Source organism: Micromonospora sp. NPDC023633 (genome assembly GCF_040640035.1).
Taxonomy (GTDB): domain Bacteria; phylum Actinomycetota; class Actinomycetes; order Mycobacteriales; family Micromonosporaceae; genus Micromonospora.
On the sequence record NZ_JBFABB010000076.1, the window covers coordinates 18527 to 34279 of the forward strand.

Consider the following 15753-nt stretch of genomic DNA (forward strand, 5'->3'; position numbering starts at 1 on the left):
GGGTGTCGACTCGTCTCCGAGGGCTGGGAGCCGGGACACGAGTCCCTTCGCTATGACTACTAGTGCCTCGTCATGCAGCCTTGAACGGGTAATCCGGGTGGCGGATCTTGGAGCCGGTGGCGAATCCGGATTTCGGTTTGGCGCGGTGGTTGCGCCAGCGGATGTAGTCGCCGATGGCGGCATCCTGCTCGGCGTGGCTGCGGTGGTCGGTGCCGTTGAGGGCGAAGTACCGCACGGCGGCGAACTCGGCCTCGATCCAGTTCAGCCAGGAGGCGTAGGTCGGCAGGAACACCAGCTCCACGCGGTTGGCCGCGCACCAGGCACGGACCTCGGGGTGCTTGTGTGGGGAGAAGTTGTCCACGACCAGATAGAGCCGCTGGTCGGGCCAGCGGCGACGCAGGGTCTTGAGGAAGCTCAGGAACTCGCGCCAGCGTTTGCGGTCACGGATGCGGTAATGCAGGCGCCCGGTGGCCAGGTCGAGGGCAGCGATCATGTGACGCACACCCTGGTCACGGGTGTACGTGGCCCTCAGCCGAACTGGTTGGCCCTGCGGGCGCCAGGCACGGCCGGGACGGGGTTGCAGGTTCAGTGGCCCGAACTCATCGACGCAGAGCACCCGCCCATCGGCCGGCGGGTGGTCGTAGAGGTCCAGGACCCGGCGCAGCTTGGTCGTGTAGTCCGGGTCTGTGCTGGCCTTCCACGTCTTGGCGGCCTGCCAGGACACGCCTCGCTCGTGCAGGATCCGCCGGATCGTCTCGACGCTGATCGCCGTCGCGTAGCCGGCGTCGATCAGGTAGTCGCGCAGCTTGGCCAGGGACCAGCAGGAGAACGGCCGGCCGAGGAAGCGGGGGTCGCACCGGGCGATGACGCAGATCCAGTCGCGGGTCTGTTCATCGATCCGTCTCGGTGCGCCCCCACTCCATTTTGGGTCCAGCGCGTCGAACCCCCGCTCGTTGAACGCGTGGATCACGTCCCGCACGTAGTCCTCAGTCACCTTCAACAGGTGAGCGATGTCCGGGGCCGGCTGGCCCTGGGCGGACATCAGCACCACGATCGCCCGGCGCAGCTTCACCGGGTCCTTCGCGGTCCGGGTGATCCGCTGCAACCGCTGACCCTCGGCCATCGACACCTGCCGGACGAACACCTCCGGGCGCCTGCCCACCGGCCACCACCTCCCACCGTGAACGATGAGAGACAGCCTGCCCGACGAGTCCTCAGAACCGACGGATTACACGATCAACGTTCAAAGACGAGGCACTAGCATCGATCAGCACCGACTACTACACCCGCATAGAGCAGGGACGCATCCACGTCTCCACCCCCGTGTTGAACACCCTCGCAGACGTGCTAACACTCGATGAGGACCAACGCCGCTACCTGTTCAGCCTCGCCGGCAAGCACTCCACCCGCGCACCCCGGCAAACCAAGCAGAAAGTCCAGCCGCAGCTCCAACGTCTTCTCGATGACCTCACCACCACCCCCGCGATCGTCATGGGCCGCCAGATGGACATCCTCGGCTGGAACCGCCTGGCAGCGACCATGATCACCGACTTCGGCAAAGTTGCGGAAAAGCACCGCAACTATGTGCGTATCCTGTTCACCGATCCGGCCATGCGCACCCTCTACGCCGACTGGGAATCCGTCGCCAGAACCGCGGTCGCGCAACTACGCATGCAAGCAGCGAAATACCCCGACGACCCCCGCCTGGCCGGGCTCGTCGGAGAACTGTCCGTGCAAGACCCCCAATTTCGCACCTGGTGGGCCGCCCGCACCGTCGCGAGCCTGACGACCGGCAGCAAAACCCTGATCCACCCCACAGCCGGCGAACTGGTTCTCGACTGGGATACCCTCGTCGAAGCCAACGACACCGAACAACAGCTCGTGATCTGGATCGCCCCACCCGGCAGCCCCACCCATGACGCCCTACGGTTCCTGGCCTCCTGGACCGACGAAACCCCCGCTCCGAGACTCCACGAGCAGGAGGGCTAACCACCCTGTGACTTCCACCGCCGCGCCGATCGACGTTTTATGGCCAGACCCTCGGGTAGCACACCTGACAGCCAGCCTGTCCCGCGACTGTAGAACGAACGGTGTAACTCCTGATCAAGGAGCAGCACCTGATGATGGATGTCGTGATCAGCCAGGCCTTGACCCGGCCCTTCGCCTTGGTGACCTCTTCGGAGCAAGATATGGCCATTAGCCGCCAATCTCGACCGGGCGCGGTCGAGAACACCCGGCGGGGTGTCGGTTGGCTCATGTCCGGTCCGGTTGATCTGGCACCAGCGGTCCTCCGTGGCCTGCGGCGGGGCCAACTTCCCGAGACATAAGGCGCAGGTCGCCCGCCTGACGATCGGTGCTTCACGGCCTGGCTACTTGGTGGCCCACTTCGCGCGGTCACGGGCCACCTCATTTGTCAACGCCAACTGAAAGCCATCATCAAGATCACTCATAAAGTGTGTGTCAGAGCCAGATCCAGCTTTCAGGCGGAGCCGACAGTTTGAGCTACCCCCGCTTTCATGGAGCTTCTTGATCATGATCTGATGGCCGTGGGGAGGAAGTCGTCCGTGGCAGCACCGAAGAAGTACCCCGACGAGCTACGCCAGCGCGCTGTGCGCTTGTACCGCGAGTCGGACCCGAAGCTCGTGATCCGGCGCCTGGCCGAACAGCTCGGTGTGCATCACGAGGCGTTGCGGAACCGGATCCGTCAGGCCGAGGCCGACGCGGGTGAGCGCGCCGATCGGCCCACCAGCGAGATGGCGGAGGAGAACCGGCGGCTGCGCAAGGAAGTCGCCGAGCTGCGGCGGGCGAACGAGATCCTGAAAGCGGCGAGCGCGTATTTCGCGGCGGAGCTCGACCCGACCCGGCGACGGTCATGACGTTCATTTATGAACACCGTGACCAGTTCGCGGTCGCGGTCCTGCTACGGTCCTGAACATCGGCGCCTCGACGTACTACGCGTGGGTCAAGCAGGTCGAACAGCCCTGCGACCGTGACCTGGTCGACCTCGGCCTGATCTCCAACATCCACGAGATCTGGGAGGCGTCCGGGCACACCTATGGCGCGGATCGGGTCCATCGGCAGTTACGCCGTGACGGCATTCGCGTGGGCCGCAAGCGGGTGGAACGGCTGATGGCCGACCAGGGCTGGCAGGGCGCGTTTCTTCGCCGCGGCTGGCGCGGCGGCTCCACGCGACAGGACCCTCGGGCGACGCCGGCGCCCGATCTGGTCAACCGGCAGTTCACCGCGACCGGGCCGAACCGACTCTGGTCGCCGACGCCACCCGCATCCCCTGCGGCGAAGGCGTGTTCTGGCTCGCCGCCGTCCGCGACGCGTTCTCCCGCCGGATCGTCGGGTGGAAGACCTCCGACCGCTGCGACACCGACCTGATCCTCGCCGCCCTCGAATACGGCATCTGGTCCCGCGACGTCCGCGACGGCCAGCTGATCCACCACTCGGACCGCGCGTCGAACTACACGTCCTTCCGCTTCGCCGAACGCTTACAGGACAACGGAATCCTGCCCTCGATGGGCTCCGTCGGCGACTCGTTCGACAACGCGCTGATGGAGAACTTCTGGTCGACGCTGAAGATCGAACTCGTATACCGCACGAGCTGGCGGACCCGCGACGAGGCCGAAAACGCGATCTTCGCCTACATCGACGGCTGGTACAACACCCGCCGCATCCAACGCGAGCTGGGCTACCTCAGCCTGACGAGTACGAGACCGCCTGGCATACCCGCCAACACGACCCAGCCGAGCCAACTATTGCCACCCCTGCGCCAGCCGGCAGCAGGTAACCACCGCTCCATCAAAGCGGGGGGAACTCAGCGTCGCGCAGGCTCATGGCATCTGACTCAGGCGCAGTTCGCGTCGTTGTTCGCATCCGGATCCCGATTCTCGCCCGGTCCGGGTCCGGGCGTAGCCCGGCGAGATTGTGGACCGAGCTCCTGGACCATCGGCAGGTCTCGTTTGACGTGGCAAGCCCCAACGCGCTCTGCCGTAGATCCTGATGATCTCGCCGGACGGGGAACGAGCAAGTGTCTGGCACACTCAGCGGCGTGTTGGTCACCATCACGCTTCGAAACGTCGGCACCGCTGCCATCACGGTTGGGCTCCCCGTCGCCGTACTTACCCTCGGGACCGCCAGCAACCGTCCGTTCATCCTCGCTGGGCTGCTCGTCCTCGTCGGTACTGGCCTACGGTTGGAGGCTGCTGTCCGCGCCCGCAACACGCTCCACCAGGATGCCGGCCACTGATCATCTTGGCAGTGCAGGCGACATGACGATGTGGGCGCGGCCGATCTGCACGACACCGCGCCGGGGCGCTGTTGGCTCTTCCAACACATGCCGTGGGCGCCCGCTCGGCGGCATGAGCGTATACCTGATCTTGGCGAGCCGGAGCGGCGTCGATCACCTCCCGACCGGCGGCTGGAAGTCGGCCGCGGGGCTTATCGCTGACGGTCAAGTCCGACCGGATGTATCCGCGCTGGCCGAGGTTGATGCGAAGTGTCCCGGTTTGCCAGACGCCACGGGGTGCAGGACGCGAACGAAGGCTGCCAGATCGCGGGCCAGGAGTACGTCGTCGCCGCCAAGCCTGGGAGACCGGTTCACAGCAGCATCCGCGCTATCGGCGCCAGACGCGTGCGTCTGGTTGCCCGATTTCGTCATGGTGGCGGTGAGGTGCCGCCTCGGCAGACGGCGCCGGGTCACCTGCGAAGAGACACAAGAGCCGCTTCGATGGCATCGAGCAGTTCTTCCTGTCGCTCGGGTTGGTCGGCACGGTCTACGTCGACACCGCACTCCATTTGCCGCGCACGGAGCAAATCCTTATGGGAGTACTGCGAGATGTCCACGGGGAAGGCGAAGGGGTTGAGACCTCGTTCCAAGAGCACGTCGACCGGGTCGCGCTCGTCGTGCTCGCCGTCACCGACATGGAGCCAGCTGTCGTACGGTGAGCGGAAGTACACGTTTGCCGTGAACCCGTTCGTCCATTCGGTGAACAGCGAGGCCAGGCTCGGGGAGGCGCGAACCGGGTTCCAGTCGTCGGCGCCGATCTGGTAGCGCCAGACCTCCCCCTCGTTGTCGCCGGCGAGCACGAAGGTGAAAACGATGTGCTCGTACATGAACATTGGCAGCTGGTGCCGCCAGTGGAAGGGGATCCCGACCGCGAAGGACAGGTAACCGAGCAAGTCGTCGGCCTTGGTCAACAGCAGCGGATACGCGCCGCTGGGCAGGACCCGCCCATACGGCAAGCCGTGGGTGTTAAGCCAGATCGGTTGTTCGGCGATGCGGTCCACGTCGAAGACCCGGCACAGCACATCGACAGGCATCCCGCCGATCCGGTCGTCCTCATCGAGCCAGGGAACACCGGCGGCAGCCGCCGCCGCTCGGTAGCCCTCCACTGCACTGCGCAGCACGCGCACGTCGTCCAGCATCATGACCTTCCCTTGGTCGAGACCAGGCACAGGCTAATCTCACCGCCGAAACGACCCGCAGCGGATTGGGTGACCTCGGCGGTGGGCAACTCGCCTACTACCAGCGATCAATTCCGTAGCGCTCGGTCTGCCAGAAGAGTGCGTTGACGCCGGATCGCCTGGTGGTGTGGGAAGATCCGACCGTGAACGACTTCGCCAGACCACTCGACGGCATGAACGCGTTGATCATTGGCGGCGGAGGCGACGGAATCGGACGCGCGATCTCGCGAGCATTCGCCGCAGCCGGCGCGGCGGTCGCCGTCGCCGACCTCGATCCGAAACGTTCCGGCGAAGCCGCAGATGAGTTGGCGAGATCCGGCGTCCGAGCCGTCGCGCTCGCCGGTGATGTGCGGTCTCAGTCCGCCATCGACGGGTTTGTCAGCGAGACCATCGCCGCCTTCGGACGGCTTGACACGCTCGTCACCGTCGTCGGAGGCCAGGTCGCGTTCGTCCCCGCGGTGCGGCTGCATGAGATGAGCGACGACGACTGGGACCTCGCATATGAGATGAATCTGCGCTACGTCGTACGGGCAGCCCGCGCCGCAATCCGCGCCTTCCTAGCTCAGGGTGGCGGCGGATCCATCCTCAGTGTGGGTTCGGTGACCGGGGTCATGGCCGCGCCCATGCAGGCCGGATATGGCGCTGCCAAGGCCGGCCTGGCCAGTCTCGCCAAGACAGTAGCCGCGGAGTACGCCGCCGACGCGATACGCATGAACGTCGTGGCCTGCGGCGCCATCGCGACGGCCGCAGCGAAGTCTGCGCATGTCGACGGCAAAGTGCCCGAGATCCCGATGGGCCGGCTCGGCGCACCGCGCGATGCCGCTGCGGCAGCCGTTTACCTGGCTTCGCCGCTTTCGTCCTATGTGACCGGGCAAAGTCTGGTAGTCGACGGCGGAGTGACGGTACGCGGTCCATTCGCGGTCTGACCGTTGGAGGCGGGAACATCATCCTGCGTTTTGATCCCGGCGCCCACAAACCACTCAATTCGGCATGAGCGCGCGGATCGCGGCATGAGCGCGCATCCGATCATGGTGTTGTGATGCTCGCGGTATGCTCGGCGACCCAATGACGCCTCGACGTTGATGTCCCACCTCGGCGAGAATGGACACCGCCGAGCCCCAACTAGCCTTGAGGAACTCGCGCGATCATGATCGCAATCCTTGCTGAGGACACAGACTTCGAGCCCTCGTCTCCGTATCTGTTTAGGCCATCGCAGTGCGGGTCAGGCGACGTACTGAGTGAAACGGACCTGCACTACATGGTCTTCCGCTCGTACGTGACGCTGGCCTTGTCCAGTACGTGCGTCATAGGTCCTCGCCGCCTCGTCCCGCTGTTCGACTTCCTCGTCTGCGTCGCACGGCTGATCACTGCGCTGCGTGCGGATAGGGCGTACACGCTGACCTTCACCGAGGCGGCCGATGTCGTCGAGTTCCGCCCCGTGACTGGCGATCGCGTCGAGGTTGCTGCCATCGATCCGTACCGTTGCGATGACCATGGCATCCGGCTCGCGGACCCCGAACCGGACTGCTTGGACCAGGTGGACCGGCCCGAGCTCTTGGAAGCCCTGACAGGATTTCTTTCGTACGGTCGGCAGCAGTTGCTTGACAACGTTCCCAGGCTTGATCGCAGCCTGTACATCGGAAAACTGTTCGTCCAGGAATAGTGTGCTCTAGCCCGGCATTGGCGTCCGGCCGGACCATCGAGCGTCGCCATCGATGCCAGTGCGGTTATCACAAAGGAACCGTGCGCGCTCATCGGCAGTTCCGGGTGCTGCCGGCTCGGGGTGCCGCCCGCCACTGAGTGTGATGACTCCAGGCCGACTGCCGCGCACGGACGGCGGCATGAGCGTGCACCGGATCTTCGCGTCGCACCCGAATGCCGCCGATGGGCTGGACCGACTGGTCCACGTTCGACCTGCGCGGCGATGACCTCCAGGTCGAGTGCGACATGGAGGCCAAGCGTCGCCGTGGCCGCAATTACTGATCGCGGTAGGTCAGCTGCGCGATGGCGTTCTCGCGCACGGTGGTTCAGGCTACGAGCAGGCGGAGGCCGAGCTCTGCGGTGTCGAGGGCGACGAGGTCGCGGTTGCGTTCGGCCCACCGGCCTGAGGAAAGGTCTTCGCGGAGTGTGTTGACTGCCCGTTGCTCAGCCTGCGGTCCGACTCTGGTCCATACCGAAACCGCGCGGCGTACGTGTTCGTCCAGGTATGCCTCAGGCCGGCGCCAGTGTGCCTCGAAGAAGCCGTCAGCGCAGTCCCAGGGGACGAGCACCGGCTCCGCGCGTCCTCCGATCGCGCGGGTCAGGTCGGCCAGGGTCGGCCAGCCGACGAGGAGGTCCGCGAATTCAGGCAGGTAGTCGCGGGTGAGCCAGAACCGCTGACGCCAGCCGGTGTCGTCGGCGTCGTACGTGAACACCACCACGCGGCGGGCCACCCGCCGCATCTCACGCAGCCCGGCGACCGGGTCCGGCCAGTGATGGACGGTGCTGACCGCCATCGCGGCGTCGAAGGACTGGTCCTCGAACGGCAGACTCTCGGCAGCGGCGGCCACGCACGGCGCCGCGCCCGGGGGACGCTGCGCCCGCATGACCGCCGACGGTTCCACCGCCGTGACGTCGCGGTCGGGTGGTTCGTAGGAGCCGGTGCCGGCCCCGACGTTCAGCACCGTTCGGGCGTCCCCCAGCGCATCCCAAATGCGCGCGGCGATCCGCGGCTCGGTGCGCCGCGTTGCTGGGTAAGCAGATCCGATGGCGTCGTACAACTGCGCGCCGAACACTTTCAGTTGCTCCTCTGGCGTCGTCCTGATTCCCATTGCTCGTGCCTCCAGTTCCCTGTCTATGGCCGTCACCATGGCAGCAGCGCGGTCGCGCTGGTCCATCAGCAGGCCGCGCAGCCGGCACAAGTGCGCGACTGCGTCGGTGGCCGGATCGTCAACCAGATCCGCGATCTCCCGCAATCCGAAGCCGAGCCGCCGGTAGGCGAGCACCTCCCGGAGTCGCTCCACATCGCCAGCGGAGTAGGCCCGGTGCCCAGCCGCGGTCCGCGTGGACGGCTCCAGGAGGCCGATCTCGTCATAGTGATGCAGCGTGCGGACGCTGACGCCGGCCAACTCCGCCACACGCCCCACGGTCAGGTGCTCCTCCACGCCACCGACTATGTGGCATGACGCCGCGTGAGGAGCAACACTTCGCTGCTGGCATGATCGAGTTTCCGCTCATCGGCTATGAGCGGGCATGTAGGTGGTCCGCAGCCGTGCCGGCTGTCCCTGGGATCGCCAGGCTCTGCCGGGGCGGGGTTGCAGGTTCAGCGGTCCGAACTCGTCGACGCAGATCACCCGCCCGTGCGCGGGTGGGTGGTCGTAGAGGTCCAGGATCCGGCGCATCTTCGTGGTGAAGTCGGGGTCGGTGCTGGCTTTCCAGGTCTTGGTGGCCTGCCACGACACGCCGCGTTCGTGCAGGATCCGCCGGATCGTCTCGACGCTGATCGTCGTGACGTAACCGGCGTCGATGAGGTAGTCGCGCAGCTTGGCCAAAGACCAGCAGGAGAACGGTTTGCCGAGGAAGCGGGGGGTCGCACCGGGCGATGACGCAGATCCAGTCGCGGGTCTGTTCATCGATCCGTCTCGGTGCGCCCCCGCTCCATTTTGGGTCCAGCGCGTCGAACCCCCGCTCGGTGAACGCGTGGATCACGTCCCGGACGTAGTCCTCGCTGGTCTTTAGCAGGTGGGCGATGTCCGGGGCCGGCTGGCCCTGGGCGGACATCAGCACCACGATCGCCCGGCGCAGCCTCACCGGGTCCTTCGCGGTCCGGGTGATCCGCTGCAACCGCTGACCCTCGGTGATCGACACCTGCCGGACGAACACCTCCGGCCGTCTGCCCACCGGCTACCACCTCCCACCGTGAACGATGAGAGACAGCCTGCCCGACGAGTCCTCAGAACCGACGGATTACATGATCAACGTTCAAAGACGAGGCACTAGTATCCGATGCCGTGACGGAGATCATCGAGAGGGTCCTCATCGACGGCGACGCCGAACAGGTGGACGGTTACCTCGGCAACTTCAGGATCACCGCTGTGATCGACTGGCGAGCGGACGACACCGAAGTCGTCTGGGACTTCGGCCGATTCCTCGACGAAGGCGACGAACTGGGATCGGAACACACCGACGACGGGCTGACCATCACCTACAACGGGATCTCCCACCGAGTGACGCTGCCGGGGACGTTGGCCAACCGGTACGAGACGATCCGTGCCGTCATCCGGATCCTCGCTCCGAAGTACGACGCGCGACTCGTCCGCGACTCGTACTACTCGGACACACACGTGTTCCTCGTACGCCATGCGGCCTGGTGGGCCGAGTTGGACCGCCACTACCCGGAGCGCGCGGCCGAGCTGTTCCAGCCGGTGACGGCGGAGCTGGACTTTCCCTAGGTGTACTGCCCAGGCAGGTTGGTTGAGGTCGTGTGACGACACGACGTAGATAGACGTGATGACGAAGGCCTCCGGTTGTGGAGTGGAGCTGTCTAGGAACCGCTCCGGCAACCAGGAGGCCTTCATGCTCCACCGTAATGCTGCTCTGAGCTCGCGCACGTCTGCGGCTGGCGCGTCTGGTCGTGGACGAGGGCTGGCCGGTCGCCCAGGCAGCACGGCGTTATGACGTCTCCTGGCGCACCGCGAAACGCTGGACAGATCGCTACCGCGAGCAGGGCGTTGACGGTATGCAGGACCGCTCGTCACGCCCACGCCACAGTCCGACACGCACACCGCAGCCCATGCTCCGCAAGGTCGTGCACCTGCGCTGCAAGCAGCGCCTCGGCCCGGTCCAGATCGGCGGGCGCCTCGGCATGCCGGCCTCGACCGTGCACGCCGTGCTGGTGCGCTGCCGCCTCAGCCGGCTCAGCCATATCGACCGGGGTCACGGGTGAACCCGTGCGCCGCTACGAACACCCGCATCCGGGCGCGATGCTGCATGTCGACGTCACCAAGTACGGCAACATCCCCGACGGTGGCGGCTGGCGTTACGTCGGCCGTTTCCAGGGGCGCCGCCACCGCAACGCCACCGGCCGTGCGCACAGGAAACCGTGGCAAGAACTGGGCACCGAAAGTCGGGACCGCATTCGTGCACACCGTCATCGACGATCACTCCCGCGTCGCCTACGCCGAGATCCGTGACGACGAGAGGGCCACCACCGCCGTCGACGTGCTCCGCAACGCCGTCGCGTGGTTCACCGCACGTGGTGTCACCATCGAGCGGGTGCTGTCGGACAACGGCTCGGCCTACAAGTCCTTCGCCTGGCGCGACGCCTGCCACGAGCTGAACATCACCGTGAAGAAGACCCGCCCCTACCGGCCCCAGACCAACGGCAAGGTCGAGCGTTTCCACCGCACCCTGACCGACGGCTGGGCCCTGGCCCGCTTCTACAACTCCGAACAAGCCCGCAGGAAGGCATTACCGGCCTTCCTGCACCACTACAATCACCACCGACCCCACACCGCCGTCCGGTGCTCGGTGGGTGCTCGGGAGCGGTTGGACTGTTGCGGCTTCCGGTGGACGGGTGGCGTTGCCGCGGACGCTGGCGGTTGTTCAGGGTCTCCGGGTGCGGCTCGTTTGTGGTCGTGATCATGCCTCGTCTTTTCGCGTATGCCTGATCTCGCTGTGGCCTGGTCACCGTGAGGGCCCATCGTGAAGTTCCGGGCGCTGCGGCGTGCCTCGATTCTGTGGTGGATGTTCATCGACTTCGGCCTGCCTGTTGACTTGCTGTCACGCGGCGAATGCGCTGAGCTGCTGGTCGGTGGAAGGGTCGTCCGGACGGGGTGGTCGTGGGCGTGCACGTGGATCCCGAGTGGTGGAGTTCGGGAGTCTGGAACGGTCGGCCGATCGGCGAGTTCCTGCGGCGGCGAGACGTGGCCGCTGTCGTCCGGTTTCTCCATGCTCGCGGTGTCTCCTATGGCAGGATCGCGGCTCTCGTCGGCGTCTCGCCCAACCGCGCCGCGGAGATCGCCAAGGGCGTCCGGCAGGTCACGGCCTACGAGGTACTGGAACGGATCGCGGTGGGCCTGGGCATCCCGCGTCCGGCCATGGGGCTCGGTCAAGACGAGGACGCAAGCGCGGTGCGGGACGGCAGCAGTTCGTCCGGTGCGGGCGGCGGGGCGGACCGGTCGCTGGCCGGTGAGGGCACCAGTATGGAAGTGAGTGGTCTTGCTCGGCTCCGACTGGAGCTGGACGAGGCCCTAGCGTCCGCGAGTGTCGCTCTGCGGCATCTGGATCTGATCGAGGAAGCTGCCGGTGAGCACATGCGGGTGTATCCGTCTGCTTCGCCTCAGGTGATGCTGTCGCTGCTGGCCGCTGACTGCCGGGAGGTTCAGGTCCTGTCACGTCGGCGGCAGCCGGCGGCGGTCCAGGCCCGGTTGTCGGGGGTGGCGGCGCTGGTGGCGACGATGTGCGCCGATGCGTTGATGCGGCTGGGTGATGTGGCTGAGGCCCGGCGGTGGTATCGCACGGCGATCCATGCTGCGGATGACAGTGGGCAGGCCCGGTTGAGGGTGCTGGTGCGGGCCCAGGCGGCGATGCTGCCGTACTACTTCGGAGATCCGCACCAGACTGTTGCTGTCGCTGAGGCGGCGCTGGCGGTGACTCCGACCGCCTCGCCGTCGGGTGCTCTGGCGGCGGCGGGCCGGGCGCGGGCTCTGGTCCGGGTTGGGGCAAGCGAGCAGGCGCGGTCGGCCATCGACCAGGCACGCCGGATGTTCGACCAGGCCGGTGACGAGGACACCGCGTGGCGTTCAGGTTTCCGGCGAAGCGTCTGCTGCTTTACCTCTCCGGGACGTACACCTGGCTCGGTGACACGGTGGAGGCGTACCGGGTCCAGGACGAGGCGTTGCGGCTCTACGGCGGGGCTCCGGCCGTACCGATCGACGTGGCGCTCATCGCCCTGGACCGGTCGATGTGCCTTGCGCGGGACCGGCGGGCGACCGAAGCGGCGGCGACCGCCCGCGATGCCGTCGCGGACCTGCCCGAGACACAGCGGACGGAAATCATCCTGACCAGGGCCACCGACGTGGCCTCGGCGATACCTGAGGGGAACTGGCGCGGTGAGGTCGCCTTGACGGACTACGTGCGGGCGGGCCGCGAGCGCGCCCGTAGTCTTGGGACCACAGCCGCACTCGGTCCCTAGGAGCCCCATGTTCGTCGAGGCGCGTACCCGGCCGGTGCTCGCCGAGGTATGTCGTCTCCTTGGCTACCCCGACTCGAACGCGATCCTGCTACGGCACCACACCAACGCCGTCTACGCGGTCGGTGACATGGTTGTCGAGATCGCCCCCCCGGCGACCATGACATGGAACGGGTGCGCGGGATGGTGGCCGTGGTCGACTGGCTGGTGGCCCTGGGGTTCCCCACGGTGGGCCTTCACCCGGGCCTGTCCCAGCCGCTGCGGGTGGGCGGACACGCCGTTACGGTCTGGCAGCGTCTGGACCCGGCACACGACGACCCCATCACCGTCTCCGAGCTCGGAAGCCTTCTCAAGCACCTGCACGCCTTGCCCGCTCCGCCGGTGCCGCTGCCGGTACTGCGACCGCTCCACGGCATCGAGCGGTCCGTCATCCGTTCGGAGATTCTGAACGGTAAGGAACAAGATCTGCTGATGGGTCGGCTCGAGACGCTGGCCGCCAGCTAAGAAGCAATGCGGTTGCCCGTCGGTACGAGCATGATCCAGTCCGATCCGCAGATCCGCAATGCGCTCCGGCGCTTCGACGGCACGCCCGTACTGGCCGACTGGGACGGCGTCGCCCTCGGACCCCGGGAGTGGGACATCGCCACGGTCGCTGTCCATTGCCGCCGGTTCGACCCGCCAGGCCCGGATGCCTTCGCCGACTTCACCGCCGCCTACGGCTGGGATGCCACCTCCTGGCCGGGGTTCGAGGAGCTGTGCCAGCTTCGTGAGCTGCAGATGATCGCGACCAACGCTCGCGAGTCCCGGCCCGGAACCGAGGCCGCCAACGAGGTGCACCACCGGATCGCGGGCCTCGTTGACGACGGGGCGGAACTCCGCCGCTGGCAGATCCTCTGAACCGAGTCTCGTAGGGTCGGGCACCGCCTGTCCTTTCGCGTTGCCCAAGCCGGCCACGGTGAGGCCCACCGTGACCCACCACGCTGGGTCTATCTCCGGCCGGTGCCGCCCGCGATCGTGGACGTCAAGAACACGTCGACGGAACGCTTCAGGATCATCCTGACCCTCATGGCGCGCTGGCGGGCCAGCGGCAATGTCACGCCAGGGAGATCCAGATGGACGTGCCTTACGGCGACAGGTCGGAATGCGACCGATGCACCGGCAAGTGCTCGCGCCCGGCATCCCGTCGGCCGTACGGGCAACTCCCCGTTCACGTACCGCCAGCAGGGCTGCGGCGATGGGTGACCGACGGTCTGCTCCCAGCCGCCGGCCGAGGACGGTGGGCTTGTCGCCATGGCGGCAAGCCCACCGCACACATCCGACCGGGGGCCAGCCGTGACCATGTACATCTCGCGTAACGCAAGAATGAGCGACCTCCCGCGAGACCGCGTGGCAGTAGCGCCGCCGATACGGCCGGGACCAGCCGACCCGCCGCTGTTGACGCACGCCTGGCGAATCGTGTTCGAGCGGCACACGCGGGAACGCGATTTCCGATGAGTAGCGACCGAAACTGCCCCGCCGAGGCCGACCCGTCCGTGCGTTTGGCACATCTGCCCGTTGCGCCCGCTGGCTCTGCCCGGCGGTCGATGGTGACGGCCCATGACGAGCCGTCGCGACCGCACCTGCCGATGCGTCCGCTGTGGCGCTGCCGGCGGTGCGGCCAGCCGTGGCCATGCGGCGCGGCGAAGGTCGACCTTCTAGCGGAGTACAGGCACAACCTGGTTAGCCTCTTTCTCTACCTGGCCAGCTGCCTGTATGACGCGATCGACGATCTGGTCGCCGGTCCGTGGTCCGACCAGGGTGACGTCCAGGTCCCGGCTGAGCAGCTCGAACGCGGTGGTGGCGGTGGAACAACGCACCGGCATCACGGTGGCACGAGTGCAGGAGATTGCCGAGCTGCCGGCCATCCGTCCAGGAACCCGCGTCCAAAGCCGTCGCGCAACTTCAGCCTCAGCCCGTGACGGCCGCCGTTCCACCGCAGCCGCGCACGACTCGCCCCCGCCTTGTGGGTTGAGCGCCCGCCGAACGTTGCTCTCGCCAGACATTGGGGACTACGGTCGGTGTCCGTTTCGGGCTAGGCTGAGCGCTGCTCGCCGAACGGCTGTGTCATTAGTGGGAGGTTTCCGTGCGGGACGGTGATGAGGCTGTGGCAGATCAGCAGCAGACTGCGTCGTCCAGGATCGACATCAGCGTGCCGCACTCGGCACGGATCTACGACTACTGGCTCGACGGCAAGGACAACTTCGCCGCTGACCGCGCCGTCGCTGAGGCCCTCGTGGCAGCGATCCCGACGATCCGGTCTATGGCTGCCGAGAACCGCTACTTCGTGCACCGCGTGGCCCGCTACCTGGCCGGCCAGGCCGGTGTTCGGCAGTTCCTCGACATCGGCACCGGCATCCCGACCAGGCCGAACCTGCACGAAATCGCTCAGCAAATCGCTCCCGAGACCCGAGTGGTCTATGTCGACAACGACCCCATCGTGTTGGCCCACGCCCGGGCCCTGATGGTCAGCACCGAGCAGGGGCGCAGCGAGTACATCCACGCCGACCTGCGTGAGCCGGAGATGATCCTCAATCATCGGACGCTGCGCGAGACACTTGATCTCGACCAGCCGGTCGCGCTGACGTTGGTTGCGATCCTGATGCTGCTCGGCGATGCCGACGACCCGTGGCGCAAGGTACGCGTGCTGATGGACGCCCTCCCGCCCAGCAGCTACGTGGCGATCACCCATCCGACCGGCGACTTCAACCCCGAGTCCATGGCGGCAGGCGTCGCCGCGGCGGCTGATAGCGGCATGACCCTCGTGCCCCGCACCCGCGAGGAGGTGGCTCGGTTCTTCGACGGCTGGGAGCTGGTCGAACCGGGGCTCGTGCCGGTGATGGCCTGGCAACCCGACGACGGCGAGCCCGCCGACTCGCACGCTGCCTACTACTGGGCCGGCGTTGCCCGCAAACCCTAGCTTGATCTTCCACTGTGTGGCGTGGCTGCGGACTGAAGAGTCGATCCCGAACAAACAGCGTCTAACTGGGCGTTTTGATCTTGTCTATTCACGCTTGGCCGGATTCGGTCAAGCGAATGCCGGCTCAGCAGAGTGGCCGCGTTGCGGATGTCGT

Annotated in this window: 13 protein-coding genes and 6 pseudogenes; 14 read left to right on the forward strand and 5 right to left on the reverse strand. The window is 66.7% G+C overall.

Going from position 1 to position 15753, the window contains the following annotated elements; genetic code table 11:
* Positions 1-70: 70 nt before the first annotated feature.
* The gene (locus AB0G13_RS22335; protein ID WP_357877237.1) at positions 71-1162 is read right to left on the reverse strand and encodes an IS630 family transposase; all 1092 of its coding nucleotides are present in this window, start codon (positions 1160-1162) and stop codon (positions 71-73) included.
* Between the two features lie 104 nt (positions 1163-1266).
* On the opposite strand from AB0G13_RS22335, the gene AB0G13_RS22340 reads away from it, so the two are divergent.
* The 5 genes and pseudogenes from AB0G13_RS22340 (at position 1267) to AB0G13_RS22360 (ending at position 4255) form a co-directional block, all read left to right on the forward strand.
* Positions 1267-1989, forward strand: a complete 723-nt coding sequence (locus AB0G13_RS22340; protein ID WP_357877264.1) for a helix-turn-helix transcriptional regulator — start codon at positions 1267-1269, stop codon at positions 1987-1989.
* A 527-nt stretch (positions 1990-2516) separates the two neighbouring features.
* Complete coding sequence (locus tag AB0G13_RS22345) at positions 2517-2876, forward strand: transposase (protein WP_357877240.1); 360 nt, start codon at positions 2517-2519, stop codon at positions 2874-2876.
* Between the two features lie 145 nt (positions 2877-3021).
* A pseudogene (locus AB0G13_RS22350) lies at positions 3022-3156 on the forward strand (IS3 family transposase); the annotation flags it as partial.
* A gap of 14 nt (positions 3157-3170) precedes the next feature.
* Positions 3171-3695 (forward strand): annotated as a pseudogene (locus AB0G13_RS22355) (IS3 family transposase); the annotation flags it as partial.
* A gap of 362 nt (positions 3696-4057) precedes the next feature.
* Positions 4058-4255: a hypothetical protein gene (locus tag AB0G13_RS22360; protein ID WP_357877243.1), complete on the forward strand. Its 198-nt coding sequence runs from the start codon at positions 4058-4060 to the stop codon at positions 4253-4255.
* A 449-nt stretch (positions 4256-4704) separates the two neighbouring features.
* Here AB0G13_RS22360 and AB0G13_RS22365 read toward each other — a convergent pair whose 3' ends face one another.
* Complete coding sequence (locus AB0G13_RS22365) at positions 4705-5436, reverse strand: hypothetical protein (protein ID WP_357877246.1); 732 nt, start codon at positions 5434-5436, stop codon at positions 4705-4707.
* Positions 5437-5645: 209 nt separating this feature from the next.
* Here AB0G13_RS22365 and AB0G13_RS22370 point away from each other — a divergent pair, with 209 nt between their 5' ends.
* Both AB0G13_RS22370 and AB0G13_RS22375 read left to right on the forward strand, forming a co-directional pair.
* Positions 5646-6398, forward strand: a complete 753-nt coding sequence (locus tag AB0G13_RS22370; protein WP_357877267.1) for an SDR family oxidoreductase — start codon at positions 5646-5648, stop codon at positions 6396-6398.
* A gap of 221 nt (positions 6399-6619) precedes the next feature.
* Positions 6620-7135, forward strand: a complete 516-nt coding sequence (locus tag AB0G13_RS22375) for a hypothetical protein (RefSeq protein WP_357877249.1) — start codon at positions 6620-6622, stop codon at positions 7133-7135.
* 364 nt (positions 7136-7499) lie between these two features.
* On the opposite strand, the gene AB0G13_RS22380 is transcribed toward AB0G13_RS22375, so the two are convergent.
* The 3 genes and pseudogenes from AB0G13_RS22380 to AB0G13_RS22390 all read right to left on the reverse strand — a co-directional run.
* On the reverse strand, positions 7500-8615 hold the full coding sequence (locus tag AB0G13_RS22380) for a MerR family transcriptional regulator (RefSeq protein ID WP_350685774.1): 1116 nt from the start codon (positions 8613-8615) through the stop codon (positions 7500-7502).
* A gap of 69 nt (positions 8616-8684) precedes the next feature.
* A complete protein-coding gene (locus tag AB0G13_RS22385; RefSeq protein ID WP_357877252.1) occupies positions 8685-9002 on the reverse strand; it encodes a hypothetical protein in 318 nt (105 codons plus the stop codon).
* A 127-nt stretch (positions 9003-9129) separates the two neighbouring features.
* Positions 9130-9231 (reverse strand): annotated as a pseudogene (locus AB0G13_RS22390) (helix-turn-helix domain-containing protein); the annotation flags it as partial.
* 230 nt (positions 9232-9461) lie between these two features.
* Between AB0G13_RS22390 and AB0G13_RS22395 the strand changes: the two are divergent.
* From AB0G13_RS22395 to AB0G13_RS22425, 7 genes and pseudogenes are all read left to right on the forward strand, one after another.
* Entirely contained in the window at positions 9462-9902 is a 441-nt protein-coding gene (locus AB0G13_RS22395; RefSeq protein WP_357877255.1) for a hypothetical protein, read from the forward strand.
* 124 nt (positions 9903-10026) lie between these two features.
* A pseudogene (locus AB0G13_RS22400) lies at positions 10027-11091 on the forward strand (IS481 family transposase).
* A 1156-nt stretch (positions 11092-12247) separates the two neighbouring features.
* A complete protein-coding gene (locus tag AB0G13_RS22405; RefSeq protein ID WP_357877258.1) occupies positions 12248-12646 on the forward strand; it encodes a hypothetical protein in 399 nt (132 codons plus the stop codon).
* 7 nt (positions 12647-12653) lie between these two features.
* A pseudogene (locus AB0G13_RS22410) lies at positions 12654-13540 on the forward strand (phosphotransferase).
* A gap of 441 nt (positions 13541-13981) precedes the next feature.
* Positions 13982-14137, forward strand: coding sequence for a multiple cyclophane-containing RiPP AmcA (gene amcA / locus AB0G13_RS22415; protein ID WP_357877270.1), 156 nt, complete (start codon positions 13982-13984; stop codon positions 14135-14137).
* Positions 14138-14226: 89 nt separating this feature from the next.
* Positions 14227-14415 (forward strand): annotated as a pseudogene (locus AB0G13_RS22420) (hypothetical protein); the annotation flags it as partial.
* 371 nt (positions 14416-14786) lie between these two features.
* Positions 14787-15599, forward strand: a complete 813-nt coding sequence (locus tag AB0G13_RS22425) for an SAM-dependent methyltransferase (protein WP_357877273.1) — start codon at positions 14787-14789, stop codon at positions 15597-15599.
* Positions 15600-15753 lie beyond the last annotated feature (154 nt).

Bases quoted from the DNA above. Each gene is read 5' to 3' on its own strand.
- AB0G13_RS22345 (WP_357877240.1), top strand. From the start codon at position 2,517: ATGGAGCTTCTTGATCATGATCTGATGGCCGTGGGGAGGAAGTCGTCC.
- AB0G13_RS22365 (WP_357877246.1), bottom strand. From the start codon at position 5,436: ATGATGCTGGACGACGTGCGCGTGCTGCGCAGTGCAGTGGAGGGCTAC.
- AB0G13_RS22370 (WP_357877267.1), top strand. From the start codon at position 5,646: ATGAACGCGTTGATCATTGGCGGCGGAGGCGACGGAATCGGACGCGCG.
- AB0G13_RS22375 (WP_357877249.1), top strand. From the start codon at position 6,620: ATGATCGCAATCCTTGCTGAGGACACAGACTTCGAGCCCTCGTCTCCG.
- amcA (WP_357877270.1), top strand. From the start codon at position 13,982: ATGTACATCTCGCGTAACGCAAGAATGAGCGACCTCCCGCGAGACCGC.